Genomic DNA, 25,552 nt, shown 5'->3' on the forward strand with positions numbered 1-25,552 from the left:
CCGGTCCATGGTATCCCGTCCCGCCCCGGCTATCAGCCCGTAAACGGCCCCGCGTAACGGAAAGTCCCGCTGACGCCACCGGGCCAGACGGCCAGCGGCAACAGCTGGAAATGCCCGTGCCAGGCAGACTCCGGCGGTTCCACGCCGAGGGTGGTGGACGGCACGAAGCCGAAGCGGGAGTAGTATTCCGGGCTGCCGAGCAGAGCGATCCCCCGCTCCCCCGCGGCATTGGCCCGGGCCATCGTTTCGTTCATGAGGGCGGTACCGATGCCGTGCCGCTGCAGCCGCGGCACCACCCCGATCGGGCCAAGGCCCAGGAGCTCCAGCTCCCCCACCCACCCCCGGGTGCTGATCACATGGCCCACGACCTCGCCGTCGAGCTCGGCGACGACGCTGAACTCCGGCAGGTACTCCTCGCAGTCGAAGAGCCGCCTCAGCAGCCCAACCTCCTCCGGCTCGCCCTCGACGGGCAGCCCCGTCACGGGAGAGACGGCAAAGGCCGCGGCAGTGAGGGCCAGGATGGCCGGGCGGTCCGCGGGCTGTTCGGTGCGCAGCTCGAGCGCCGGCGCCGGGACCGGCCGCTGCTGGCCGCTGTCCTCCGCCAGCTCGTGCAGGACTTCGAGCGCCCGCTCAGCATCCGCCACGGGCACGAGCAGGTGGTCATGGTGGAAACCGGCCAGAACGTTGCAGCTGATTTTCGCTTCCGTCAGGGCCGCGCCGACGGCGGCCGTCAGGCCCACCGCCTCCAGCGAGGAATGCACCTCAAGCGTGATCCACGCCGCGACGAAGTCATACGACAACCCGAGGCCGTCCGCGTCGGCCCGGAGCATCACCACGGTCAGTCCCTCGGCTTCACGGACGGCTGCCGCGATTCCACCCGCCAGCGGCTTTCCGTGCGGCCACAGGACATAGACGAACTCGCCGTCGCGGCGCACGGGATGCATGGTTGCCAGCAGAGTGTGGAGGTCCTTTTCACCGGTCATGCAGCCAGTCTAGGCGCCGTGACACGGCGGTCCCGGCCAACACCAACTGCCAACAACGACGGCGGCCGCTCCCCCGAAAGGGAACAGCCGCCGTCGAAAGGCTACTGCGGACTACTTGGAGTCGGCCGAGACAGACTCTTTGGAGGCTGTCTTGGAGCCTGTCCTGGAGTCGGACTTTGCGGCCTCTGCGGCCGGCTTCCCGGCAGCCGGGGCAGCCGGAGCGGCGGCCGGCTTCGGGGCCGGGGTCGCTGCGGCCACGAACGCGCCGCGGGGTTTATCCAGGTCGATCAGCTGCGTGGTGTCACGGCCCATGAAGAAGGCCAGGATCCAGCCGAAGATGACGCGGACCTTGCGCTCCACGGTGGGCATTGCGAAGCCGTGGTAGCCGCGGTGCGCCAGCCAGGCCAGAGGGCCCTTGAGGCCGATGGTGCCCACGATGTTGATGTTGGCAACACCCTTCCATTCGCCGAAGCCGGCAACGGCGCCCAGATTCTTGTGCTTGTAATCCTTGAGCGGCTTGTCCCAGCGGGAGGCCCACAGGTTCTTTGCGAGCCGCTTGGCCTGGCGCAGGGCGTGCTGGGCGTTGGGCACGCAGAATCCGCCCACGCCGCCGCCGGTGAGGTCCGGCACGGCTGCGACGTCGCCGGCAGCCCAGGCGTTCGGGACGATGCCTTCGTCGCCGGAAATGCGAAGGTCCGGGAGGGCACGGACGCGTCCGCGCTCGTCGAGAGGGAAGTCGGTGGAGCGGACCATCGGGTTGGCCTGCACGCCGGCGGTCCAGACGAGGGTGTCGGTCTCGAACTCCTGCGCCGGGGTCTTGTCCGGGAGGTTGATGAGCTTCAGGGAGCCCTCGGCGTTGTCCAGGGAGGTGTTGAGCAGGACCTCGATGCCGCGGCTGCGGAGGTGCTCGACGACCCATTCGGCCTGCTTTGCGGTGACCTCGGGCATGATGCGGCCCATGGCCTCGACCAGGACGAAGCGGATTTCTTCCTGCTTGACGCGCGGGTTGTTCTTGACCGCGGCGCGGGCGAGGTCTTCCATCTCCGTGATGCACTCGATGCCGGCAAAGCCGCCGCCCACGACGACGAACGTCAGGGCGCGGGCGCGCTCGACGGGGTCCGTCATGAGCGAGCCGGTCTCGATGCGCTCGAGGACGCCGTTGCGCAGGGCTACAGCTTCCTCGATGGTCTTCAGGCCGATGCCCTTCTCTGCTAGTCCCTTGATGGGGAACGTGCGGGTGATCGCGCCTGCGGCCACCACGACGTCGAAGTAGGGGACCTCGAAGTTGTCGCCGCCGTCGGCCGGGGCAACCACGGCCGTGCGGTTGGCGTGGTCGATCGCAGTGACACTGCCCTGGATCAGTTCAGTCTGCTTCAGGTGCTGGCGGTGCGAGACGACGGCGTGGCGGGCCTCGATATTGCCGCCGGCAACTTCCGGCAGGAAGGGCTGGTAGGTCATGTAGGGCAGGGGATCAACGAGGGTGACGATGCCACCGGCATTCGCGATCTTTTTCTGCAGTTTGAGGGCTACGTACAGGCCGACGTACCCGCCGCCGACGACGAGTACCCTGGGACGGTCCTGGAGCTGAGGGGAGGATGCCATGCGTCAAGAATACCGTAGTTTGTGAAAACCTTCACTAACTACGTCTTGCCCCCGGACTCCACCGAATCCCGCACCCCTGTTTCGGGCTCGCCGGGCCTCCCAGGCCGTCCCTTTGGGCCCTTCCGCATGGCACGCCGCAGCTGGAAGACCGCGGCCCCGACGATGCACAGGAACAGTACGCTGAAGCCCAGGACCACCATGGCCGGAACGGCGTCGTCCAGTTGCGACGGCGCTTCCGCGACTGGCACGGTCGCCTCGGGCAGCGTGGGGGCGGCACTGGACGGCGCGGGGGCGGCCGCTGGCGCCGTCGTGGCCAGGTTTCCCCGCCGGTGGACGCGGATCCAGTCCGAAATCGAGCCCAGCGGGTTGACCTTAGTCTCGGGAACATCGGCCTTGAGTGCAGCCTCGGCGTTCAGCACGCCAAACCCGTACAGCGGATCCTTGCCCGGCGCGCCGGCGTCCCTGGCGGTGCTGACGATCCGGTTAATGACCTGGCTGGCCGTCATCTCCGGCCATTTGGAGCGGATCAGGGCCACGACCCCGGCAACGATGGGGGTGGCGCCCGAGGTGCCCGCCCATTCTGCGTATCCGCCGGCGGGCATGCCCCCGACCAGGTTTTCGGCGGGAGCGGCAACACCGATGCTGATGCCCTGGGACGACGAGTCGATGCTGGCGGTCCCCTTGCGGTCCAGCCCGGCCACGGTGAGCACTCCGGGGATGGTGGCGGGGGCACCGACCTGCACGTTGCCGCCCACGCGGTTGCCTGCGGCGGCGACGATCACCACATCCTTCTGTTCGGCGTACAGGAACGCCGCATCCCAGCTCTGCGGCCATTCAGGTGACGTGCTGCCGAGCGAGATATTGATGACGCGGGCGCCGTTGTCAACGGCCCACCGCACTGCCTCGGGGATCTGGTCCTGGTCGCTCTTGCCCCCGGGGTTTGCCGATCCGAGCCAGGTCGATGCGGACAGCAGCTGTGCCTCAGGGGCCACGCCCACGATCCCGTCGGGGGCGACGGGAGGAGTCGGGCTGGGCCCGGGGCTGGCGGTCGCTCCGGCGGGCTGATGGCCGCGCCCGGCGAGCATGGTGGCCACCAGGGTGCCATGCTCGGGTTTGGCGCCGATGCTTCCCTGGCCGTTCGGGCTGCCGGCGCCGGAGATGTCGGTGCCGCCCGCGAGGACGCCTTTCAGATCCGGGTGCTGGCCGTCCACGCCGCTGTCGATCACGGCGACCTTGACGTTGGCCCCCTTGGAGACTTCCCAGGCCTTGGTGATGCCGGACTCGGTGAGCCAGTATTCCTTGTCACGCCAGGAATCCGCATGGGCGGCAGGCGCAGCCGTGAGGGCACCGGTAAGCGCCGCCGTGAACGTGCCGCCGGCAAGGGCCAAGGCCATCAACGCGGAGGCGGTCCGGCGGGGCCGGGCTGTTGCTCTGGTCATTCGGGTCCTATCGGCGGATGCGCCATCCAGCAGAAGCACGGAGTGCTGATGCAAAGGGGTGCTGATGCAAAACAGCTGAGGCAAGGCAGCGGGTGCGAAATCAGCTGATGCTGAGGGCAATTCCGTCAAGAATATCGTGTTCGCTGGTGACGGCCGTCGTGATCCGGCCGTCCGTGACGACTTCCAGCCGCTCCAGGACACGCCGCCAGACGAGCCCGCCCGCGCCGATCACGTCCACCCGCCCGGGGTGCATGTATGGCAGGGCGGCCCTGTCGGCCCGGGTCATTTCGAGGAGCTCGGTGCACGCCTTGCGCGTGGCGTCCAAGCCCATTTCCGTGCCATGGATCGCCGTCGGAGAGTACTCGGGCAGGCGCAGCGCGTGGGCGGTGATGGTGGTGACGGAGCCCGCCACACCGACGACGACGGTGGTACGGTCCAGCGGAACGCTCAGTGCCGCCTCGCTGATGGCAGCGTCGACGTCGGCCTCGGCGGCCTCGATCTGCGCCGCTGTCGGGGGGTCGCTGCGCAGGTGCCGTTCGGTCATCCGGACGCAGCCGACGTCGACGGATCTGGCGGCGATGACGCCGTCGGCGTTGCCGAGCACGAACTCCGTGCTGCCGCCGCCCAGGTCCACCACGAGCACCGGCTCCCCACCCCGTGAGGGCAGGACGCTGCTGGCGCCGGCAAAGGACAACGCGGCTTCCTCGTCCCCCGTGATCACTTCGGGCTCCACGCCGAGGAGCTCGCGGATCCCGTCGACAAAGACCTGCCGGTTGCTGGCATCCCTGGTGGCGGACGTCGCCACGAAGCGCACTTTCCCGGCTCCGTGCTGGCGGATCAGCTCGGCATAGTCCGCGGCTGCCGCAAAGGTTCGGTCCAGGGCTTCCTGGGCGAGTTCGCCGGTGGCGTCCACGCCCTGCCCCAGCCGGACCACGCGCATTTCGCGTACGACGTCGCTCAGCCGCGGCATGGCGCCGTCGGCCGCGACATCGGCTGCATTCACATCTGCGATCAGCAGGCGGATGGAGTTGGTGCCGCAGTCGACGGCGGCGACGCGGGTCACTGGTCTGCCTCCGTGGTTTTGGTGGTTTCGGTGGTTTCTGTGGTTACGGTGCGTGCCTTGCGGACCGGGGCGGGCCGGCCCACGATCTCCGGCAGGCCCTGGGGTCCGTGGCGGCTTAGATCCTGGGAGGGGACCTCGCCCCCGGTGTCCCAGGCGCCGTCGCAATAGCAGCGGTCCGTGGTCCACCATTCGCTGATGGCGGCGATCGCCTCGTCGCCGAGCGGGTTCACTCCCGGCCCGGCGGCCAGGGAGTGGCCCACGAGGACGTGCAGGCACTTGACCCGCGTCGGCATTCCGCCGGCGGAGACGCCGTCGATCTCCGGCACGGCGCCGATGCCGGACCGGGCACCGATCTCGGCCCGGGAGGCCAGATACGCCTCGTGCGCGGCGCGGTAGCCGGCAGCAAGCGCCGCGTCGGCGCCGAGCCGGGCATTCATCTCGTTCATCAGGCCGGCCGCTTCCAGCCGCGACACCGCGGACGTAATGACCGGATGGGTAAGGTAAAAGGTGGTGGGAAACGGCGTACCGTTGCTGAGCCGCGGCGACGTGGCGGCGACGAGGGGGTTTCCGCAGACGCAGCGGGCGGGGATTTCGACGACGTCGCGGACCGGGCGTCCGAGCTGGCGGCTCAGGACGTCGAGGTCGTGCGGCGACGGCCAACGGGATTCCTCCGGCACGCTTGCTGTGTTCCCTGCCGCTGTGTGCCCTGCCGCTGTGTTCCCTGCCACTGTGTTCCCTGCCGCCGGGGTCTTGGCCCGGAGGTTCTCGTCCGCTCGGTTCTCGTCCACTGGCGCGGCACCTTCCTGCCCTGTTCAGGGATGTCCATCGGACAATCCGGCGGCGGGCGCCGCGTCTAGTCTGTTGCCGACCGCCTGATGGATTCCCAGAGGGCGTCCACCCACGGCAGGTTGGCCGGGTGTTGAGCTGATGCTGCACCCGCCGCGCCACCGGACTGCGCGGCAGGAAGATCGCTGCCGAATACCCAGTAGCCCGTCTCTCCGGGCATAACCATGTTAATGCGGTCGCGGGCCTGCTGTTTCACGTAGTTGGGATCCTGCCAGCGCGAGACCTGGCGTTTGAGATCGTTTTGCTGCGACTGCTTGGCCGCGATGTCCGCCTGGAGCCCGGCGATTTCGGCACGCTTGTCGAGGAAGATCTTGACCGTGGGCGCCAGCATGATGGTGATGGCAATCATGACGACGCCGAGGGCCAGCAGCCGGCCCGAGAACGCCTTGGCCGGTACGGGATCCAGGGATTCCTCCGGCTCCCCCGTGCCGGCTTTCCCGGAGGCTGCTTTTCCGGAGGCTGAATTCCCAGAGGCTGCTTTCCCAGTGGACTTCCGGCCCGGGGATGCTGGCCCGCCGCCGGTAGCCACCGTGCCTGTGTCCGGGCCGTGGGCGCCGGTAGCCGCCGTGCCTGTGTCCGGGCCGTGGGCGCCGGTGGCCGGGCCGCCTGGCGCGGGACGTGCAGCTGCCGACGTGCCGGCCGCCGCGCCGCGGGGGCCGCCGAAGTCCGCCTGGATGACGTCGCCGCCGTCGTCCGTGTCCGTGGACTTGGGGGCCGCAGGCGTAGCCCGGGGAACCTTGGGACGGCGGGTAGCCATGTCACTCCTTCAAAGCGGGCCAAAACAGAACCGGTGGCCATGGTCTTTCAACCATAGCCACCGGTCACTGGTTTTTGGGGCTTCTAGCCCTTGAAACGCGGGAAGGCGCTGCGTCCGGCGTAGCGTGCGGCGTCGTCGAGTTCCTCTTCGATGCGCAGCAGCTGGTTGTACTTCGCGACGCGTTCGGAACGGGCCGGGGCACCGGTCTTGATCTGGCCCGCGTTGGTGGCAACGGCGATGTCAGCAATGGTGGTGTCCTCGGTTTCGCCGGAGCGGTGCGAGGTGATGGTGGTGTAACCCGCGCGCTGGGCGAGGGAAACAGCGTCCAGGGTCTCGGTCAGGGAACCAATCTGGTTGACCTTGACCAGCAGCGAGTTGGCGGTGCGTGAGTCGATGCCGGTCTGCAGGCGCTCCGGGTTGGTCACGAACAGGTCGTCGCCGACGATCTGGACCTTGTCGCCGATGGCGTCGGTGAGGGCCTTCCAGCCGTCCCAGTCGTTCTCGTCCAGCGGGTCCTCAATGGAAACCAGCGGGTAGTCGGCAACCAGTTCGGCGTAGTAGGCGCTCATTTCGGCGGAGCTGAGGGCCTTGCCCTCGAACTGGTAGGCACCGTCGGTGAAGAACTCCGAGGAGGCAACGTCCAGGGCCAGGGCGATGTCCTTGCCTGGGGTGTAGCCTGCGTTCTTGATGGCTTCCTGGATCAGGTCCAGGGCTGCGCGGTTGGACGGCAGGTTCGGGGCGAAGCCGCCCTCGTCGCCGAGGCCGGTGGACAGGCCCTTTTCCTGCAGGACGGCCTTGAGCGCGTGGTAGACCTCGACGCCCCAGCGCAGTCCTTCGGAGAAGGTCTCGGCGCCGAGCGGGACAACCATGAATTCCTGGATGTCGACGTCGGAATCGGCGTGGGAGCCGCCGTTGAGGATGTTCATCAGCGGCACGGGCAGGACGTGGGCGTTCGGTCCGCCCAGGTACTTGTAGAGCGGCAGGTCGGCGGAGGCCGCAGCGGCATTGGCGACAGCCAGGGACACGCCCAGGATGGCGTTGGCGCCGAGCTTGCTCTTGTTGGCGGTGCCGTCCAGGTCGATCATGGACTGGTCGATGCTGCGCTGGTCGGTAGCGTCGAAGCCGATCAGGGCCGGGGCGATCTGGTCGATGACGGCGTCGACGGCCTTCTGGACGCCCTTGCCGAGGTAGCGGCCCTTGTCGCCGTCGCGGAGTTCAACGGCCTCGTGCTCGCCGGTGGAGGCTCCGGAGGGAACTGCTGCGCGGCCGATCTGGCCGTCGGAGAGCAGGACTTCAACTTCTACGGTCGGGTTGCCACGGGAATCGAGGATCTCGCGGGCGTGGATGGCATCGATAAGCGCCATGGATAGGCTCCTTTGGGTGAAGCGATCTGCTGGGAATCTGACTGCTGGAATCTAGCTGTACATCAAGCTGAAAAACCGACGTCCTCGTCGCTACTAGCGTAGTCGAGACTGGTGGGGGTTACGGAAACCCATCCAGTCCCCGGACGTCATGATGCGGGCGGCGCCTGGCCCTAGCCGTCCTGGAAGCGGCGCGTGGCTCCGCGAAGGGCGCGTTCGGCGTCGAGCCCGCCCGCCCGGGCGGCCGCCACGATCCTGAACAGCAGCTCCCCGAGGTCCTCCTCGGTGCCGAGGTCCCCGGTGAGGAGCCCCTCCGTCGGACCCGACGGCGGAGCCGCCGGGACGCCGGCCCGTTCGGCGCGGTCCAGGAGCTTCTGCGCCCGGGCCAGGGCAGGAAGCGCGGCGGGTACGCCGTCGAAGACATGGCCGCGTTCCGGCTTTTCCGCCTTCTTAACGGCGTCCCACTTCAGGACGATTTCCTCCACGGTGGCGGGAAACGAATCCTGCAGCGAGCCGTCCGGGCGGAAGACGTGCGGATTGCGGCGGATCATCTTGGCCGTGAGGCCCCGGGCGACGTCGCCGAAGCTGAAGGCGTGGCGTTCTTCGGCGAGCCGGGAGTGGAGGACCACCTGCAGCAGGACGTCACCGAGCTCGCTTTTCAGCTCCTCGTCATCGCCGCCGGCCTCGATGGTTTCCGCGACCTCGTACGCTTCCTCGAGGAGGTACTCCACGAGGGACTCATGGGTGAGGGCACCCATCCATGGGCAGTGCTCGCGCAGGGCTCCGATGGTCCCCAGCAGCTCCCCGGCTGCTGTGGGCCCACCCAGCAGCTCCCCGGCAGCTGTGGGCCCACCCACAAGCTCGACCACCGGGGAAAGCCCGACCACCGGGGACGGCGCGTCTACCGCGTCGGATCCGTCCTTAGCCAAGGTCGGCGTAGGCCTCGTTGATGTATTCGACCAGGGCTTCCTTCTCCTCCAGCGGCAGGAAGGCGGCCTCGGCTGCGTTCAGTGTCAGCTCCAGCAGGTCGTCGAGGTCGTAGTCGAAGGTCTCCACGAGCAGTTCGAACTCGTCGGTGAGGGTCACGCCGCTCATGAGCCGGTTGTCGGTGTTGATGGTGACGTTGAAGCCGAGCTGGTAGAGCATGTCCAGCGGGTGGCTCTCGATGCCCTCACCGAAACCGGCAATCGCGCCGGTCTGCAGATTGGAGGAAGGGCAGATTTCCAGCGCAATGCCGCGGTCGCGGACCCAGCTGGCGAGCTCGCCCAGGGTCACCAGGCCGATGTTGTCGTCAACCTCATCTTCCGAGCCGGCGGCGTCGGCTCCTGCTCCTGCACCACCGTCAAAAGTGTCGTCGGCGTCGTCGGCGTCGTCGAATTCGACGGTGACATCCTCAGCAATCCGGACCCCGTGGCCCAGGCGCAGAGCCCGGCCGTCCACCAGGGCGGACTGGATGCTTTCCAGGCCCGCGGCTTCGCCCGCGTGGACGGTAACAGGGAAGTTGTGCTGCGCCAGGAAAGTGAAGGCGTCCTTGAAGCGGGAGGGCAGGAAGCCGTCCTCGGCCCCGGCGATGTCGAAGCCGACCGCACCCTTGTACCGGTGGCGGACTGCCAGTTCGGCAATCTCCTGGCCGCGGTCGGCATGCCGCATGGCGGTGATGAGCTGGCCCACCTGGATGTCGCGGCCGGTTTCGGCGACGGCGTCGACGCCGGCTTCCAGCCCGGCCTGCACGGCCTCGACCACTTCGTCCAGGCTCAGGCCCTTCTGCAGGTGCTGTTCGGGCGCCCAGCGCACCTCGCCGTACACGACGCCGTCGTCGGCGAGGTCCTCGACGAATTCCTTGGCGACGCGGAACAGGCCTTCCTTGGTCTGCATGACGGCGATGGTGTGGTCGAAGGTCTCGAGGTAGCGGACCAGTGAGCCGGAGTCGGCGGATTCGCGGAACCACTCCCCCAGCGCGACGGGATCGGTCGACGGCAGGGTGTGGCCGACGGCCTCGGCAAGTTCAATGATTGTGGCCGGGCGGAGTCCGCCGTCCAGGTGGTCGTGAAGGGAAACCTTGGGAAGGCCCTTCAGGTCGAAGTCGAGGTCAGGGGCAGCGTCAGGAATAGTCTCAGTCACGTTCCCACCATAGGGTCGGCGGGCGTCGGACGCTACTTTCTGGCGGCCTCGGCGTCTGCGGACGGGCCCGTGAGTGCCGCACCGGACCCCGGGTTGGACGCATGCGACGGCTCGTCATGTGAGGGCTGGTCATGTGAGGGCTCTATGCCGACGGGACCGGCGTGCTGCTGCTCGTCGTTCCGTTCGAGGCGTTTGTGCCACCAGCGCAGGAGGTGATCAATCAGCACACCCAGCACGATCGCAAACACGACCGCAATGCCCGCGCTCAGCAACGGGTTGTGATGCAGCCAGGGGAAGGAGCCGGCCAGGACTCCGATTCCGATGGAATAGACCACCCAGGTGGCACAGGCAAACGCGTCCAGGAAGAAGAACCGCCGGTGCGGAAAGCCCGTGGTGCCAGCAACATAGTTGACGGCAACGCGCCCCCAGGGGATGTACCGGGCGGTGAAGATCAGGACTGCGCCGCGCTTCTCCAGTTCGTACCGTGCCCAGCCGAAGACCTTCTGGACCTTGGGTTTCCGCATCCAGCGGAACCGCTCCAGGCCGATTTTCCGGCCCAGCATGTACGCCATGTTGTCACCGGCGATGGCACCGACAAGCGCTGTCAGGCCCAGGATCCAGAGATTGGGCTGCCCGCTGTGCAGGGAGTACGCGGCGAGGGCAACGATCAGGGTCTCGCTCGGAAGCACCATCGCGAAGCCGTCCACAAAGAAGAAGACCAGCAGGAGGGGGTAGATCCACCACTGGCCAGCTGCATGGAGCACGACCTCATTAATGAACTCCACGCGGGCATTGCTCCTAGACGATGAATGGGGACGAAAATGTGGCGAATCAAATCCGGCAAATTAAATTCCGCGGACTAAATTGAACCGGGGAAGTGACGTAAATCGCTTCTAAGTGTCCCACGGCCAAGGCGCGATTCGCTACGTTATTTCGATTCCTCGGGAATCGTCCCGCGCAGCCTGCTGATCCCGAGGTCCACCGCGATGCCGAGGACGATCGCGCAGATGATGGCGATGACGGCGCCAAGCAGGTGGTTGTCCTCGAACCACTGCCCGAAGAACATGCCGATCGCCACGGAGTAACCCGCCCACAGCATCCCTGACAGCACCGTCAGCCCCACGAACCTGGGCCGCGGGTAGTGGGTGGCGCCGGCGGTCAGGTTCACGGCCACCCGGCCGATCGGGACAAAGCGTGCCACGAGGATCAGCGACGCCGGCCGTTTCCGCAGTTCCCGTCCGGCCCAGAAGAAGGCCTTCTGCATGCGCGGGCCGCGCATCCACGCCCAGCGGCGCGTTCCGGTGCCACGGCCGATCAGGTACGCGGTGTTGTCGCCCAGGAAGGCGCCGGCGGCGGCGGTCGCGATCAGGAACACGGGGTTGGGGACATCGGCAGTGGCAGCGACGGCGGCGAGCCCGACAACCACGGATTCGCTGGGGATGGGCGGGAAGAAGCCGTCAATCACGCAGCAGGCGAAGACAAGGATGAGGACCCAGGGTTGCCCTGCGGCTGCGAGGATGAAGTCGTTGATTGCCTGCACGGTTTCCTAACGCACGGCGGGGCCGGGAGTACTGCTGTGGAGCCAGTGTACTGCCGGCCAGGTCTTTGGTTGCCCTATCACTTGTGGCGGTCAAACCATGGGTTTGGGGACCAAAAGTGATAGGGCAACCGGGCGAACGGCCTCGCTGGTGCTTAGGCGATGCGGTCGATGATGAGCTTCTGCGCCGGCCGGGAGCCCTCCGGCGCAATCACCGCGGCGTGCTCCAGTGCTTCCTTGGCCCGTTCGAACTTCTCCGGCGTGTCCGTCAGGAGGGTCATGAGCGGCTCGCCGGCCTTCACCGTGGCGCCGGGCTTCGCATGCATGCGCACTCCCGCACCCGCCTGGACCACATCTTCCTTGCGGGCGCGTCCGGCCCCGAGGCGCCACGCGGCGACGCCGACGGCCAACGCGTCGAGCCCGACGAGGACGCCGTCGGCGGGGGCGTAGATGACCTCGGATTCCTTGGCCACCGGCAGCTTGGCGCGGGGGTCACCACCCTGCGCCTCGATCATCCGGTTCCAGACGTCCATGGCACGGCCGTCTTTCAGGGCTGCCCGGGGATCGGCGTCGTGGATTCCTGCGCAGGCCAGCATCTCCTCGGCCAGCCGGACGGTGAGTTCGACGACGTCTTCCGGACCTCCCCCGGCGAGCACCTCGACCGATTCCTCGACCTCGATGGCGTTGCCCGCGGTCAGGCCCAGGGGAGTGTTCATATTTGTCAGCAGGGCAACCGTGTTGACGCCGGCGTCCTTGCCCAGGGCCACCATGGTCTCGGCCAGTTCGCGCGCCCGGGCCTCGTCCTTCATGAAAGCGCCGCTGCCCACCTTGACGTCCAGCACCAGCGAACCGGTGCCTTCGGCGATCTTCTTGCTCATGATCGAAGAGGCGATCAGCGGAATGGCCTCCACCGTTCCGGTGACGTCGCGGAGGGCGTAGAGCTTCTTGTCGGCCGGGGCCAGGCCCGCACCGGCCGCGCAGATGACCGCGCCCACGTCCCGGAGCTGGACCAGCATTTCCTCGTTGCTCAGCGCGGCGCGCCAGCCCGGGATCGCTTCCAGCTTGTCCAATGTGCCGCCGGTGTGGCCCAGGCCCCGGCCCGACAGCTGCGGCACGGCAACGCCGAAGACGGCCACGAGGGGCGCCAGCGGAAGGGTGATCTTGTCCCCCACGCCTCCCGTGGAGTGCTTGTCACTCGTGGGCTTCACACTGCCGTCGGGGCGCCGCAGGCTGGAGAAGTCCATCCGCTCGCCGGAGGCGATCATCGCCGCCGTCCAGCGGGAGATCTCGGCCCGGTCCATGCCGTTGAGCAGGATGGCCATGTTCAGGGCGGCCATCTGTTCGTCGGCGATGGCGCCGCGGGTGTAGGCGTCGATGGTCCAGTCGATCTGCGCGGGGCTGAGCACGCCCTTGTCGCGCTTGATGCGGATGATGTCGACGGCGTCGAACGCTTCAGTTCTATTCGTGGTTTGTGTCACCGGGTTCCTCCAGGTGTTGGGGGCCAAATGCATCGGGAAGCACCTGGTCCATAGTCTTGATTCCCTGCGTGGTCATGAGCTCCATCCCCGGAGCCCGGAATTCGTACAGCAACTGCCGGCAGCGGCCGCACGGCATCAGGACGTTCCCGCGGGCGTCGACGCAGTAGAAGGCGCGTAGCAGGCCGCCCCCGGTCATGTGCAGGTTGCCGACCAGGGCGCACTCGGCGCACAGCGTCAGCCCGTAGCTGGCGTTTTCGACATTGCAGCCGCTCACGATCCGGCCGTCCGCGGTGAGGGCTGCTGCCCCCACCGGGAACTTCGAATACGGCGCGTAGGCGTTCTTCATGGCGGCGACTGCCGCGGCCTCGAGGACCGCCCAGTCGACACCGGCGGTCGAGTCTGCAGAGGCCACGTCGTCCTGCATCCCCGTCAGCCCTTGACGTACGGTATGCCGCTGGCCGCCGGCGGCCGGGAACGTCCCACCAGTCCGGCCACCGCGATCACCGTAAGCGCGTACGGCAGCATCGCCATGAACTGGCTCGGAACCGGTGAGCCGATGATGGTGATGATGCTCTGAAGGTTGTCGGCGAAGCCGAAGAGGAGTGCGGCGAGGAAGGCTCCGATGGGATTCCAACGGCCGAAGATCATGGCCGCCAGGGCAATGTAGCCGCGGCCGCCGGACATGTCCTTACTGAAGGCGTCAACTGAGACCAGGGTGAAGAAGGACCCGCCGATGCCGGCGATCGCGCCGCCCATGAGCACGTTGCGGAACCGTGTCCGGTTCACGTTGATGCCCACGGTGTCCGCCGCCTGGGGGTGCTCCCCCACGGCCCGGACTCGCAGACCCCACTTGGTGTGGAACAGTCCGACATAGACGACGATCACGGCCACATACATCAGGTAGCCCACGAGTGACTGGTGGAACAGGATGGGGCCGATGATCGGGATGTCGGCGAGGAACGGGATGTCCACAGCCTGCAGCCGGCCGGGCTTGTTCAGCTGATCCGGGTTGGCGGTCAGCAAAGTCGAGAACAGGAAGCTGGTGAGCCCGCTGATCAGCACATTGAGCACCACGCCCACAATGATCTGGTTCACGAGGTACTTGATGCTCACCACCGCCAGGACGAGGGATACGAGCGCGCCCGCCACCGCTGCCGAGATCAGTCCGAGGTAGACGTTGCCCGTCACTGTGGCCACCACCGCTGCCGAAAACGCGCCCAGCAGCAGCTGGCCTTCGATGGCGATATTGACCACGCCGACACGCTCGCAGAGCACCCCGGAGAGCGAGCCGAACACCAGCGGCACGGCGAGCGTTACCGCTCCGGCCATGAGGCCGCCGAGCGAGATCGACGGCTCGGCGTCCCGGCCTCCGGCAACGATCCAGATCATGAATCCAACCAGGAAGACGACGGCAAAAGCGCCGCCGAGCCAACGCGGCGTCCGGCGATGCTGCAGCGTCAGGAAGCAAGCGTACCCGGCCATTCCCAGGAGGAGGACGGAGCTGATCCAGCCGAACGCCATCGACGGCAGGGCGATTTTTTCCACCCGGGTAACGCCGAGGGCGGCCAGGCCCAGGACGACGACCGCCGCGACGGTGGTTGCCGGGATCCAGCGATCCACAATCGCACCCGTGCGGCGCCGGTTGATCCACAAGTAGCCCAAATAGGCAGCGGCGGCCAGCGCCACCACCAGGGTTACCCAGGCTGCCGCCGAGGAGGCGTTGGGGTCACGAGCCTCGGCGATGCGGAAGCCGGCAGTCTTGGCATTGGCCAGGAAGCCGAACAGGAAAGTGCCCAGCACCGCCAAGAGCCCGAGTCCGACGCCGGCTTTCCAACTCACCAGTTCAGCGGCGCCCGCCTTGGCGCGGTCCGGACCACCGGACGGCGCCGGGCCATCCATGGTCCGCGGGCCCGCGGGAGGTTGTGTGGTGGCGCTCATGCTGCCGCTCCGCTCTTCACGCCGCCGGCTGTTGAACCGGCGGTCCCACCCTTGGTGGACTTCTTCTTACGGGGATTGAGTCCGAATATCGCACGGACCAGCGGCGGCGCTGCGATGAACAGCACAATCAGGGACTGGATGACCAGCACAATATCGATCGGAGTCTGGGTCTGGGCCTGCATGGCAACCCCGCCCGCGCGGAAGGCCCCGAACAGGAGCCCGGCAAAGAAGGTGCCCCACGGCGTGGAGCGTCCGAGCAGTGCGACGGTGATGGCATCGAAGCCGATGGACGCGGCCACACCGCCGGAGAGGTACTTCTCCGTCCCCGACACCTGGGCGATGCCGGCCAGGCCGGCCAGAGCGCCGGCGATCGCCATCACCAGGATTGTGCTGCGGGCGACGTTGATCCCGGCAGTCCTGGCCGCGCTCGGGTTGGCGCCGACGGCGCGGAATTCAAAGCCGATGGTGGACCGGTTCAGCAGCCACCAGACAAATGCCGTGGCCAGGATCGCGACGATGAAACCGGCGTGCAGCCGGAACTGAGGGCCCAGGAGCCCGGGGAACAGGGCGCTGGAATCCAGGAACGGCGAGATCGGGTTGGTTGAGCCTTTGCGCTGGAAGGCGGGCGTGGTCAGCAGGAACAGCAGCAGGAAGTTCGCAATGTAGTTGAGCATGATCGTCACGATCACCTCATGCGCGCCCGTCCTGGCTTTCAGCAGGCCGACGACGCCGCCCCAGACCGCGCCACCGACTAGTCCCGCGAGGATGACGACCAAGAGGTGCAGCCCTACGGGCAGATGCCAGGCGAAACCCGTGTAGGCACCAAACAGGGCGCCAAATATGATTTGGCCCTGCGCGCCGATGTTAAACAGGCCTGCACGAAAGGCCAGTGCCACACCCAGTCCGGCGCAAATCAGTGGAGTGGCAACGGTCAGCGTCTCTGTGATCGGGTACAGCTGCGCGGCCAGGTCGGTCCCGGCCCAGTTGAAGATGGACCCTTGGACCAGGGCCGCGTACGGGCGGAAAACCTCGGTCAGCAGGTCCCCGGGAAGGGCAAAGAAATAGCCTGCCGTGGCTGCGACCTTGGGATTTGTCACCGCCATCAGGATGCCGCCCAGCACGATGGCGAGCAGCACGGACAGCGCCGAAACCATGGCGTTGCCGGCGAAGATCTGGCGCAGCACCGATTCGCCGCCGTCCGGGCTCCGCCTTTGCGTGGCTGCCGGAACAGCCGACGGCGGGATCTGGCCGCCGGCAGTGTCAAGGACGACGTCCGAGGCGACGGCCTCGGCCGGGGACTGCTCGGGCAGCTGGGGCGCGGCCGGCTCCGGGGTCGTCTTCTCAGACATGTGCTTCTCCTTCGTGGCCAGCCGGCTCCGGGACCGCGGCTGGCGTGGGGCCACCATGGGCGTGGGCTGCGGCGCTGGCTTCGGCCTCGATGGCCGGGACTCCGGCCATCATCAGGCCCAGCACGTCGCGGGACGTCGTGGAGGGAACGATGCCCACCAGCCGTCCCCGGTAAAGAACCGCGATCCGGTCCGCCAGCTGCATGACCTCGTCCAGCTCGGTGGAGACGATCATGACGGGCGTTCCGTGGTCCCTTTCAGCAATGACCCGCTTGTGGACGAATTCGATCGATCCCACATCCAGCCCGCGGGTGGGCTGCGAAGCAATGAACAGACGGAGCGGCCGGGACAGTTCGCGGGCGAGCACGACCTTCTGCTGGTTACCTCCGGAGAGAGTGCCCACTGCCGCTGACACTGACGGGGTGCGGACGTCGAACTCCTCGACTTTTTTCGCGGCGTTGTCGGCGATCAGGCCAGGCTTCATGCCGACGCCGCGGGCAAACGGTGCCTTGTCGTAGAGATCCAGGATCATGTTTTCCGAGATCGAGAACGTGCCCACCAGTCCATCGACCGTGCGGTCTTCGGGCACAAAACCGACTCCGGCTCCGAGGATGTGCTTGACGCTTCGGCCCAGCAGTTCCTCGCCGTCCAGGGTGATGGATCCGGAGACGTGCGGCTGTACGCCAAGGATGGCTTCGGTCAGTTCCGTCTGGCCGTTGCCCTGCACGCCGGCGATGGCGAGCACCTCGCCCTTGGCAATATCGAAGGACAACCCGTCGACGACGTGCTGGCCGTTCTGGTCGATCACTGTCAGGTTACGGACCTTGAACGTGACGTCGCCCGTCTTGGCCGGTCTCTTGTCCAATGTCAGGCTCACTGCACGGCCCACCATGGCGGAGGCCAGCTCCGTGGGCGAGGCCGTGGGCTCCGCCTGACCCACAACCTTGCCGCGCCGAATGACCGTAATTGTGTCCGAAATATCCTTGACCTCACGCAGTTTGTGGGAAATGAAGACGATCGATTTCCCGTCACTCTTCAGCTGCCGGATGATGTCAAGCAGTTCATCGGTCTCCTGCGGAGTGAGCACGGCAGTGGGCTCATCCAGAATCAGGACCTCTGCGTCCCGGACCAGGGCCTTGATGATTTCGACGCGTTGCTGGACGCCCACGGGAAGGTTTTCCACCATCGCGTCGGGGTCGACGTCGAACCCGTACTGGTCGGAAATCTGGCGGATCTTCCGCCGGGTGGTTTCGAGGTTGAGAAGTCCGGCAGCCTTGGTGGCCTCGTTGCCCAGCGCCACGTTCTCGGCCACGGTAAAGACAGGAATCAGCATGAAGTGCTGGTGGACCATGCCGATGCCCGCCGCCATCGCCTCTCCGGGGTCCTTGAAGACGACGGGTTTGCCGTCGATCAGGATTTCGCCTTCGGTGGGGTCGTATAGTCCGTAGAGGACGTTCATCAGGGTGGATTTCCCTGCGCCGTTTTCCCCCAGCAGGCAGTGGACCTGCCCGGGTTCTACGACCAAATCAATGTGGTCATTGGCTACCAGAGATCCGAATCGCTTCGTGATCCCTCTCAGTTCGAGTTTCAAAACCCCAACCAATCTGTGTGTGTATGGATCTGCTCCGACGCATTGTCGGCGCCTGGGCAGCGGGTAATCCCAGCCTAGTGTTCGCAGGGGTCCTTGGGCAGGGCGGGCTTGCAAGCAAAACGGGGCCCGCTGCCCTTCGGCCGAGGTAACGGCGGAAGGGCAGCGCGCCCCGCGGTGTAGTGCTTATTTGGCCGGGCTGGACTTCGATTCAACCTTGACGGTTCCGGAAACGATGTCCTTCTTCAGCTGGTCCAGTTCGCTCTTCAGATCTGCCGGCACGGCTGAATCAAGATCGTGGAACGGTGCCAGGGCCACACCGCCGTTTTCCAGGGTGCCGATGTACGGTGCGGCGTCGAACTTGCCGTCCTTGTCGTCCTTGATGACCTTCTCCACAGCGGTGGACATGGTCTTCTGGACCGAGGACAGGATCACGGACTTGTAGTCCGGGGCGGTCAGGTAGCCGTCGGAGTCAACCCAGATCAGCTTGGCGTCCTTGCCCTTGGCCTTGGCCTCCACAATGGCGCTGCCAGCACCGGAACCGACCGGGCCGGCCACCGGAAGAACAATGTCCGCGCCCTGGTCCAGGAAGCCCTGGGTCAGGACCTTGCCCTTGTCGACCTGCTTGAAGTCACCGACGAAGGTGCCGTCCTGCTTGGCCTTGTCCCAGCCAATGAGCTGTACGCTCTTGCCCTTCTTGTCGTTGTAGTACTTCACGCCGTCGGCGAAGCCGTCCATGAAGATCGTGACAGTGGGGATGTTGATACCGCCGAAAGTGGCCACTTTTCCGGTCTTCGACGTTCCCGCGGCAAGGTAGCCCGCCAGGAATGCAGCCTGAGCCGTGTCGTAAACGATCGGCTTCACGTTCTTGGGGAACGTGGGGTCGTTGTAGTCAATGATCGCGAAGTGGCTGTTCGGGTTGGCCTCGGCGATGGACTTCGTGGCGTCGCCGAGCAGGAAGCCGACCGTAACAGTGAGCTTGCAGCCCTGCTGCACCATGGAGCGCAGGTTGGGGTCGTAGTCCGTGTCAGCCTTGGACTGGACGTGCTTCTCCTGGATTCCCAGGTCCTTGACCGACTGCTGCAAACCTTCATAGCCGGACTGGTTGAACGACTTGTCGTCAAATCCACCGGAGTCGGAAACCATGCACGCGGTGTAGTCCGATTTCGTCGCGGAGCCGGAGGAACCGGACGGAGTCGGGGCGGACCCGCAGCCGGTCAGCAGCAGAGCGGCCGCACCCGCGGTGGCGACTCCGGTCATTGAACCGCGCTTGAGGGTTGCACGCAGTGAGTTCTTCAATTTTCCTCCAGGAAGAAAGAGTAGGCGCTACGACGGGGTGTTCAATGAGTGTCCGTTTCGGGTGTTCGGCTGAAACTCTGTTTTCACTGATGGATTCGCAGCATTGCGCCGAGGCGCACTGATGCAAGTCACTTTAGTGTCCTGTGACACGTCCTGATAGCACAGCGCAGCGCGATTCCCCAGATTGTTTAGAACTTGTTACCAAGCGGTAGTTGCCGCCGTTCCCCCGTGCGGCGGCCACTGCGTGCGTGCTGCGTGCCTGCTGGGTGCCTGTCCGGATGCGGACGCTCAGGGCGGAGGCTCAGATACGGACGAGCATCTTCCCGGTGTTCGCCCCGTCGAGCAGGTCCATGAAGGCCTGCGGAGCATTTTCCAGCCCGTCCACCACGGTCTCGTCGTAGCGGACGGTGCCGTCGGCCAGCCACGCCGCCATCTGACCGGCGAATTCCGCCGCATGCTGACGCTGCCCGCTGACCAGGAAGCCGCGCAGCGTCAGCTGCTTGCCGATCGCCTGCATGAGGTTTCGCGGACCCGGGGTCGCCTCGGTGGAGTTGTACTGTGCAATCGCGCCGCACAGGGCCACCCGGCCTCCCACGTTCAGCACCGAGAGGGCTGCCTCCAGGTGCTCGCCGCCGACGTTGTCGAAGTAGACGTCGATGCCCTTATCCCCCGCAGCCTCCTCGAGCAGCTCGCGCACCGGTCCGTCGTGGTAGTTGAACGCGGCGTCGAAGCCGAGCTCCAGCAGCCGGGCGACCTTCTCCGGCGTTCCGGCGCTGCCGATCACCCGGGAGGCCCCCTTGGCCTTGGCGATCTGCCCCACCAGTGAGCCCACGGCGCCTGCGGCTCCGGAGACGAAGACGGCGTCGCCGGGCTTGAACTCGGCAACCTTCAGCAGGCCCGCATAGGCCGTGAGGCCGGTCATGCCCAGGGCGCCCAGGAAAGCCGAGGCGGGGGCCAGATCCGTGCGGGCCGGGGTGGTGGCGGCGGCGTCCACCACGGCATACTCGCGCCAGCCGAGCTGATGGACGACGGCGTCTCCCACCGCGCGCCCTTCGGCCCGGGACGCGATGACCTCGCCGACGGCACCGCCGTCGAGCGCCGCATCCAGCGCAAACGGTGCGGAGTAGGACTTGACGTCATTCATGCGGCCGCGCATGTAGGGGTCCACCGAGATGTAGAGGTTGCGGACCAGTACTTGGCCGTCCTGGAGCTCGGGTAGCCGGGACTCGGCGAGGCGGAAGTTCTCCGGAACGGGGCGGCCGTGCGGCCGTGACGCGAGCTGGATTTCGCGCGTGGTGGCGGGGAGGGTGAAGGTGTCGGTGTTGGCGCTCATGCGGCGACCTCCAGGATCTTGATGTCGACGGTGATGTTGCCACGGGTGGCGTTGGAGTACGGGCAGATCCGGTGGGCCTTGGCCACGAGGGCCTCGGCGGTCTGCCGGTCCACGGCGGGCAGGGCGATCTCGAGCTCGGCGGCCAGGCCGTAGCCGGCGCCGTCCTCGAGGGCGCCGAAGTGGATCTTGGCGGCGACGGCGGAATCCGTCAGGTCCGCGCGCTCCTTGCGTCCCACGAGGCGCAGTGCGGAGTGGAAGCAAGCGGCGTAGCCGGCGGCGAACAGCTGCTCGGGGTTGGTCCCGGCGCCGTCGCCGCCGAGTTCGACGGGGCTGGCCAGGGTGACGTTGAGCTTGCCGTCCTTGGTGCGGGCGCTGCCGTCGCGGCCTTCGCCCGAGGCCAGTGCTTCGGCCGTGTAGAGAGTCTTCATGTGGATTCCGATCAGTTAAGTGAAAAAAGCTGCACGTGAAAAAAGCTGCACGTGAAAAAGGCTGCGTGTGGAAAAGGTCTAGCGGGAGGACTGGAGGGCGGTCGTGAGCCGGCCCAGCGTCTCGCGGAGCTGGTCGAGTTCCGCGGCCGAGAGGCCGGCGGCATCTGCGAGCCGCTGCGGGATGCCGGTGGCTTTGGTGCTCAGCGCGGCTCCGGCGTCGGTCAGGAAGACCTCAACCCGGCGCTCGTCCTCGGTGGACCGGCGGCGTTCCACGTGGCCCAGGGATTCGAGCCGCTTCAGGAGGGGTGAGAGCGTTCCCGAATCGAGTCCCAGTTCTTCCCCCAGTTCGCGGACACTGCGGGGCTCCTCCTCCCACAGCACCAGCATCACGAGGTACTGCGGGTAGGTCAGTCCGAGGTCCTCGAGCATCGGCCGGTACGCCGCGGTGGCAGCACGCGACGCCGAGTACATCGCAAAGCAGAGCTGCCGGTTGAGGCGGGGGGCGTTGAGGCGGAGCGCCTCAGGGCCGGGAGTGTTGGGCCGTGCTGCGTTAGGCATGCACTAACCGTAGCGCACAATTCAATTGTGCACAACTCATATGCGCGTACAACATGGAGTGAACTTGCAGTTAATGTCGTCAACCGTGCGGTTTGACAGCGTTAAGTGACAGCTCACGCTGCTTCCTGGAAGGCCCTGCGCGGCGGAAGCACCGGCTGGCGGCTTAGAGGTCGCGGAGGGTGCGCAGGGCCGCCGCCGTGAGGACCTGGATGCCAAGACCGAGGGCCCGCTCGTCCAGGATGTAGTCGCCGCGGTGGAGGTCGTACTCTTCCCCGCCGGGCGTCTTGGTGCCGAGGCGCATCATGGCCCCGGGCGTGTCCGCGAGGAACCAGGCAAAGTCCTCCCCGCCCATGGACTGGGGGGTCAGGACGACGGAGCTCTCGCCGATTTCGGCCCGGGCCGCGGCCTCGATCAGCGCGGTCTCGTGTTCGGAGTTCACCACAGGCGGCACGCCGCGGGTGTGTTCCAGGTGGACGTCGACGCCGTAGGGCTCCGCGATCTGCCGGACGACGTCGTCGAGGAGCTCGCCGGCGCTGTGCCAGGCGTCGCGGTCCAGGCACCGCATGGTGCCGGCCATGTAGCCGCTGCCCGGAATGGCGTTCGGGGCGGAGCCTGCCGAGATCTGGCCCCACACCACTGAGACGCCGCTTCGCACATCGACCCGGCGGGAGAGCACCGCGGGAACGTTCACCGCGATCTGGGCCAGGGCGAAGACGAGTTCTTCGGTCAGGTGCGGGCGCGAGGTGTGGCCGCCGCGTCCGGAGAGTTCGATCTTGATGGTGTCCGAGGCGGAAGTGATGGCCCCGATCCGGGTGCCGATCTTGCCGACGTCGATCCGCGGGTCGCAGTGCAGGGCCAGGATGCGCGGGACGCCTTCCAGGACGCCCTGCTCGATGCACGCGTGCGCGCCTCCCGGCATGGTTTCCTCCGCGGGCTGGAAAATGATCCGGACCGAGCCCCGCAGCGGAGACTCCTCGTGCATGCGCTGCAGGATCAGGGCGATGCCCAGCATCGTGGTGGTGTGGACGTCGTGTCCGCAGGCGTGGGTGACGCCGTGGTTTTTCGAGGCGAACTCGAGGCCGGTCTCCTCGATGATGGGAAGGGCGTCGATGTCGCCGCGGAGGGCCGTGGCGATCGGGCCTTCACCGATATCCACCGTCAGCCCGGTGCCTTCGAGGCGGCGGGGCTTGAGGCCGGCAGCCTCCAGCCGCTTCGCGAGCCTGTCGGTCGTGCGGAACTCTTTGAAGGACAGCTCGGGGTGCGCATGGAGGTCACGGCGGAAAGCGATCAGCTCCGGCAGGAGGGGCTCCAGCCACGGCCCCACCAGAGTGGTGGGCTCAGCTTCAGTAGTGTAGTTGCGCACAGAATAACTCTAGCGAGCGCACAAAAAATAGCGGCATCGGGTACGGCGCGTTACGGATTACTGAACAACAGGCACTGGCCTGAGCCACTGGACTGATACCGGCCCCGGGCGGGATGAACGCCTACAGGACGTCGGTGTCGCCCTTGGCCTTGAGGGCGTCGACAGCCTGCTTGACCCGCTGGGAATGTTCCTTGGTGGTGACCAGCAGGGCATCGGGGGTGTCCACGATCACGACGTCCTTGATGCCGATCAGCGCGATCACGCGCTTGGTGTCCGACACCACCACACCGCTGGCGTTCTCGGTGAACACCCGGGCGCCTTCGCCGAGGACCGTGACGTCGTCGACCTCCTTGGCGCTGTTGAGCCGGCCCACGGAGGCGAAGTCCCCGACGTCGTCCCAGCGGAACGTGCCGGGCACGACGGCGACGTCTCCCGCCGCGGCGGCGGGCTCGGCAACGGCGTAGTCAATGGCGATCTTGGGCAGCGTGGGCCAGACACGGGCTGTGACTTCGTCCCGCTGCGGGGTGTCCCAGGCCTTGGCGATTTCCTGCAGCCCGGCGAAGAGCTCCGGCTGGTTGGCTTCGAGGTGCTTGAGCATGAGCGAGACGGGTGCCACGAACATGCCGGCATTCCACACGTACTCGCCGCTGTCCACGTACTGCTGGGCGACTTCCTCGCTGGGCTTCTCCACGAACTCCACGACCGACTGCGCACTGGGGGCGTCGGGGATGTTGAGGGTGGCGCCCGAGCGGATGTAGCCGAATCCGGTCGACGGGTGGGTGGGCTTGATGCCGATGGTGACGATCTTCCCCGCGGCCGCGGTGTGGATTGCCTCGCGGACGGCATCCTGGAAGAGTTCGTCCGGGCTGATGACCTGGTCCGCGGCGAAGGAACCCATGATGGTGTCCGGGTCCCGCTCGTGCAGGATGGCCGCGGCGAGGCCGATCGCCGCGCCGGAGTCCTTCGGTTCGCTCTCCAACACGAGGTCGGCATCCTGGACCTCGGGCAGCTGGCGGCAGACCGCTGCGCGGTGGGCCGAGCCCGTAACCACAAGCACGTGCTTGCCTGCGAGGGGCTGGAGGCGGTCATAGGTTGCGCGCAGCAGCGTGCTGCCCGAACCCGTGAGGTCGTGGAGGAACTTCGGGGCTGCGGCCCGCGACAGGGGCCAGAGGCGGGTCCCCACTCCGCCTGCCGGAATCACTGCTATGAAACGGTCCAGCGGTGAATCCTGGCTTGTCACTTTGTCTGTAGTCATCAGGGCTACTTTAGCCGAACCCGGCCAAATCGCCCGTGAATGGCACCTCGGGTTGCTCTGCATCCCCCCGAATGTGGCGTTCGTCTCAAAACGGGCGGAAAACCGCGCCGGAGGCCGTCACCGACGAGTTCCTGAATTGAATAAGCTGTGAGCGAAGCCTAGATTTAGGCTTGAGCTTACGAGTGTTCTCGCAGCAGGCGTTCCCCCCGCGTGGATCCCATGCCAGCGCCGCTGTGTTGCAGGGAGGTTTATTCAGTGCCGACAAAACCAGCTGGCACCTTGTACCGCGGCCGTGAAGGCATGTGGTCCTGGGTTGGACACCGCATTACCGGTGTAGTGATCTTTTTCTTCTTGTTGGTCCATGTGCTGGACACCTCATTGGTGCGTGTGTCCCCCGAGGCCTACACCGCCGTGATCGGTGCCTACAAGAACCCCCTGATGGCCCTGGGTGAAACGGGCCTCGTCGCAGCGATCGTGTTCCACGCCTTCAACGGCCTGCGGATCATCGCCGTCGACTTCTGGAAGAAGGGCGCCAAGTACCAGCGCCAGATGCTCTGGACGGTCCTGGGCCTCTGGGTCGTCGTCATGGTGGGCTTCTCCATCCGCCACCTTTCCCTCGCCTTCGGAGGTCACTAAGCCATGACTGCAACTGAGATCCAGCCCCCACGTAGCGGGAACGGCAGCGGAAAAAGCAGCAGCGGAAAGATCCAGCCGAAGTACCGCCGCAACGGTTCCTCCAAGGGCAACTTCGAGATGCTGGCGTGGCTGTTCATGCGGCTTTCCGGCGTCGTGCTGGTGGTCCTGATCTTCGGACACCTGACCGTCAACCTGCTGGTGGGCGAAGGCATCCACGCCATCGACTTCGGCTTCGTGGCCGGCAAGTGGGCCGACCCGTTCTGGCAGGTCTGGGACCTGGCCATGCTGTGGCTCGCCATGCTGCACGGCACCAACGGCGTCCGCACCATCATCAACGACTACGCCGAGAGGGACTCCACGCGCCTCTGGCTGAAGATCGTCCTCTACGCGGCCACCACCGTCATCATCATCCTGGGCACCCTGGTCATCTTCACGTTCGACCCGTGCCCCGTGGTCAACGGTGTCCAGCTTCCCGGCGGCTTCTGCCCAACGCCTTAGCGGCGCAACCGTCGCGGACCTTGCCCCCTGGGCATGAACTCACCGTCCGTCACGGCAACTGATCCTTGCCTGCCCAGCGCACGTAAGAGATTGCACGAGACTTCACTGAGCGGGCTCCGCCGG

The 25,552-nt window shown here is 66.6% G+C and carries 24 protein-coding genes; 2 read left to right on the forward strand and 22 right to left on the reverse strand.

Annotated features, from left to right (window positions below):
* Positions 1-32 precede the first annotated feature (32 nt).
* The 22 genes from ACQCSY_RS03775 to ACQCSY_RS03880 all read right to left on the reverse strand — a co-directional run bounded on the left by ACQCSY_RS03775 (position 33) and on the right by ACQCSY_RS03880 (position 24,295).
* Positions 33-983, reverse strand: a complete 951-nt coding sequence (locus ACQCSY_RS03775) for an N-acetyltransferase (protein WP_427133314.1) — start codon at positions 981-983, stop codon at positions 33-35.
* Between the two features lie 111 nt (positions 984-1,094).
* The gene (locus tag ACQCSY_RS03780; protein ID WP_427133316.1) at positions 1,095-2,585 is read right to left on the reverse strand and encodes an NAD(P)/FAD-dependent oxidoreductase; all 1,491 of its coding nucleotides are present in this window, start codon (positions 2,583-2,585) and stop codon (positions 1,095-1,097) included.
* A gap of 38 nt (positions 2,586-2,623) precedes the next feature.
* Positions 2,624-4,024: a S8 family serine peptidase gene (locus ACQCSY_RS03785; protein WP_427133318.1), complete on the reverse strand. Its 1,401-nt coding sequence runs from the start codon at positions 4,022-4,024 to the stop codon at positions 2,624-2,626.
* A gap of 100 nt (positions 4,025-4,124) precedes the next feature.
* A complete protein-coding gene (locus ACQCSY_RS03790; protein ID WP_427133320.1) occupies positions 4,125-5,087 on the reverse strand; it encodes an exopolyphosphatase in 963 nt (320 codons plus the stop codon).
* Complete coding sequence (locus ACQCSY_RS03795) at positions 5,084-5,815, reverse strand: DUF501 domain-containing protein (protein WP_427135661.1); 732 nt, start codon at positions 5,813-5,815, stop codon at positions 5,084-5,086. Before ACQCSY_RS03795 ends, ACQCSY_RS03790 begins: the two co-directional genes overlap by 4 nt.
* Positions 5,816-5,940: 125 nt before the next feature.
* Positions 5,941-6,690, reverse strand: coding sequence for an FtsB family cell division protein (locus ACQCSY_RS03800; protein ID WP_427133322.1), 750 nt, complete (start codon positions 6,688-6,690; stop codon positions 5,941-5,943).
* A gap of 83 nt (positions 6,691-6,773) precedes the next feature.
* Positions 6,774-8,054, reverse strand: coding sequence for a phosphopyruvate hydratase (gene eno / locus ACQCSY_RS03805; protein ID WP_264356515.1), 1,281 nt, complete (start codon positions 8,052-8,054; stop codon positions 6,774-6,776).
* Between the two features lie 170 nt (positions 8,055-8,224).
* Positions 8,225-8,809, reverse strand: coding sequence for a MazG nucleotide pyrophosphohydrolase domain-containing protein (locus ACQCSY_RS03810; RefSeq protein ID WP_427135663.1), 585 nt, complete (start codon positions 8,807-8,809; stop codon positions 8,225-8,227).
* Positions 8,810-8,972: 163 nt separating this feature from the next.
* Positions 8,973-10,172: an adenosine deaminase gene (locus ACQCSY_RS03815; RefSeq protein WP_427133324.1), complete on the reverse strand. Its 1,200-nt coding sequence runs from the start codon at positions 10,170-10,172 to the stop codon at positions 8,973-8,975.
* Positions 10,173-10,204: 32 nt separating this feature from the next.
* The gene (locus ACQCSY_RS03820) at positions 10,205-10,957 is read right to left on the reverse strand and encodes a DedA family protein (RefSeq protein WP_427133326.1); all 753 of its coding nucleotides are present in this window, start codon (positions 10,955-10,957) and stop codon (positions 10,205-10,207) included.
* 143 nt (positions 10,958-11,100) lie between these two features.
* Positions 11,101-11,712 carry a DedA family protein gene (locus ACQCSY_RS03825; RefSeq protein ID WP_427133328.1) on the reverse strand — a complete coding sequence of 204 codons (612 nt, stop codon included), beginning with the start codon at positions 11,710-11,712 and terminating at the stop codon, positions 11,101-11,103.
* 152 nt (positions 11,713-11,864) lie between these two features.
* Positions 11,865-13,187 carry a thymidine phosphorylase gene (locus ACQCSY_RS03830; RefSeq protein ID WP_427133330.1) on the reverse strand — a complete coding sequence of 441 codons (1,323 nt, stop codon included), beginning with the start codon at positions 13,185-13,187 and terminating at the stop codon, positions 11,865-11,867.
* Positions 13,168-13,599 carry a cytidine deaminase gene (locus ACQCSY_RS03835; RefSeq protein WP_427133332.1) on the reverse strand — a complete coding sequence of 144 codons (432 nt, stop codon included), beginning with the start codon at positions 13,597-13,599 and terminating at the stop codon, positions 13,168-13,170. Before ACQCSY_RS03835 ends, ACQCSY_RS03830 begins: the two co-directional genes overlap by 20 nt.
* A 17-nt stretch (positions 13,600-13,616) precedes the next feature.
* Entirely contained in the window at positions 13,617-15,125 is a 1,509-nt protein-coding gene (locus tag ACQCSY_RS03840; RefSeq protein ID WP_427133333.1) for an ABC transporter permease, read from the reverse strand.
* Positions 15,122-16,474, reverse strand: coding sequence for an ABC transporter permease (locus ACQCSY_RS03845; RefSeq protein ID WP_427133335.1), 1,353 nt, complete (start codon positions 16,472-16,474; stop codon positions 15,122-15,124). Before ACQCSY_RS03845 ends, ACQCSY_RS03840 begins: the two co-directional genes overlap by 4 nt.
* The gene (locus ACQCSY_RS03850; RefSeq protein WP_427133337.1) at positions 16,467-18,062 is read right to left on the reverse strand and encodes an ABC transporter ATP-binding protein; all 1,596 of its coding nucleotides are present in this window, start codon (positions 18,060-18,062) and stop codon (positions 16,467-16,469) included. Before ACQCSY_RS03850 ends, ACQCSY_RS03845 begins: the two co-directional genes overlap by 8 nt.
* Positions 18,063-18,245: 183 nt before the next feature.
* Positions 18,246-19,358, reverse strand: coding sequence for a BMP family lipoprotein (locus tag ACQCSY_RS03855; RefSeq protein ID WP_427133339.1), 1,113 nt, complete (start codon positions 19,356-19,358; stop codon positions 18,246-18,248).
* A 301-nt stretch (positions 19,359-19,659) separates the two neighbouring features.
* Entirely contained in the window at positions 19,660-20,691 is a 1,032-nt protein-coding gene (locus ACQCSY_RS03860; RefSeq protein WP_427133341.1) for an NADP-dependent oxidoreductase, read from the reverse strand.
* Positions 20,688-21,119, reverse strand: coding sequence for an organic hydroperoxide resistance protein (locus tag ACQCSY_RS03865; protein ID WP_427133342.1), 432 nt, complete (start codon positions 21,117-21,119; stop codon positions 20,688-20,690). Before ACQCSY_RS03865 ends, ACQCSY_RS03860 begins: the two co-directional genes overlap by 4 nt.
* A 78-nt stretch (positions 21,120-21,197) precedes the next feature.
* On the reverse strand, positions 21,198-21,677 hold the full coding sequence (locus tag ACQCSY_RS03870) for a MarR family winged helix-turn-helix transcriptional regulator (RefSeq protein ID WP_427133344.1): 480 nt from the start codon (positions 21,675-21,677) through the stop codon (positions 21,198-21,200).
* 163 nt (positions 21,678-21,840) lie between these two features.
* Positions 21,841-23,040, reverse strand: a complete 1,200-nt coding sequence (locus ACQCSY_RS03875) for an amidohydrolase (RefSeq protein ID WP_427133346.1) — start codon at positions 23,038-23,040, stop codon at positions 21,841-21,843.
* Positions 23,041-23,161: 121 nt separating this feature from the next.
* Positions 23,162-24,295 carry a mannose-1-phosphate guanylyltransferase gene (locus tag ACQCSY_RS03880; RefSeq protein ID WP_427133348.1) on the reverse strand — a complete coding sequence of 378 codons (1,134 nt, stop codon included), beginning with the start codon at positions 24,293-24,295 and terminating at the stop codon, positions 23,162-23,164.
* Positions 24,296-24,550: 255 nt separating this feature from the next.
* Here ACQCSY_RS03880 and sdhC point away from each other — a divergent pair, with 255 nt between their 5' ends.
* Positions 24,551-24,931, forward strand: a complete 381-nt coding sequence (gene sdhC / locus ACQCSY_RS03885) for a succinate dehydrogenase, cytochrome b556 subunit (protein ID WP_427133350.1) — start codon at positions 24,551-24,553, stop codon at positions 24,929-24,931.
* 3 nt (positions 24,932-24,934) lie between these two features.
* Positions 24,935-25,429 carry a succinate dehydrogenase hydrophobic membrane anchor subunit gene (locus ACQCSY_RS03890; RefSeq protein WP_427133352.1) on the forward strand — a complete coding sequence of 165 codons (495 nt, stop codon included), beginning with the start codon at positions 24,935-24,937 and terminating at the stop codon, positions 25,427-25,429.
* Positions 25,430-25,552 lie beyond the last annotated feature (123 nt).

The sequence above is a fragment of the Pseudarthrobacter sp. S9 genome (genome assembly GCF_050156545.1).
GTDB lineage: Bacteria > Actinomycetota > Actinomycetes > Actinomycetales > Micrococcaceae > Arthrobacter.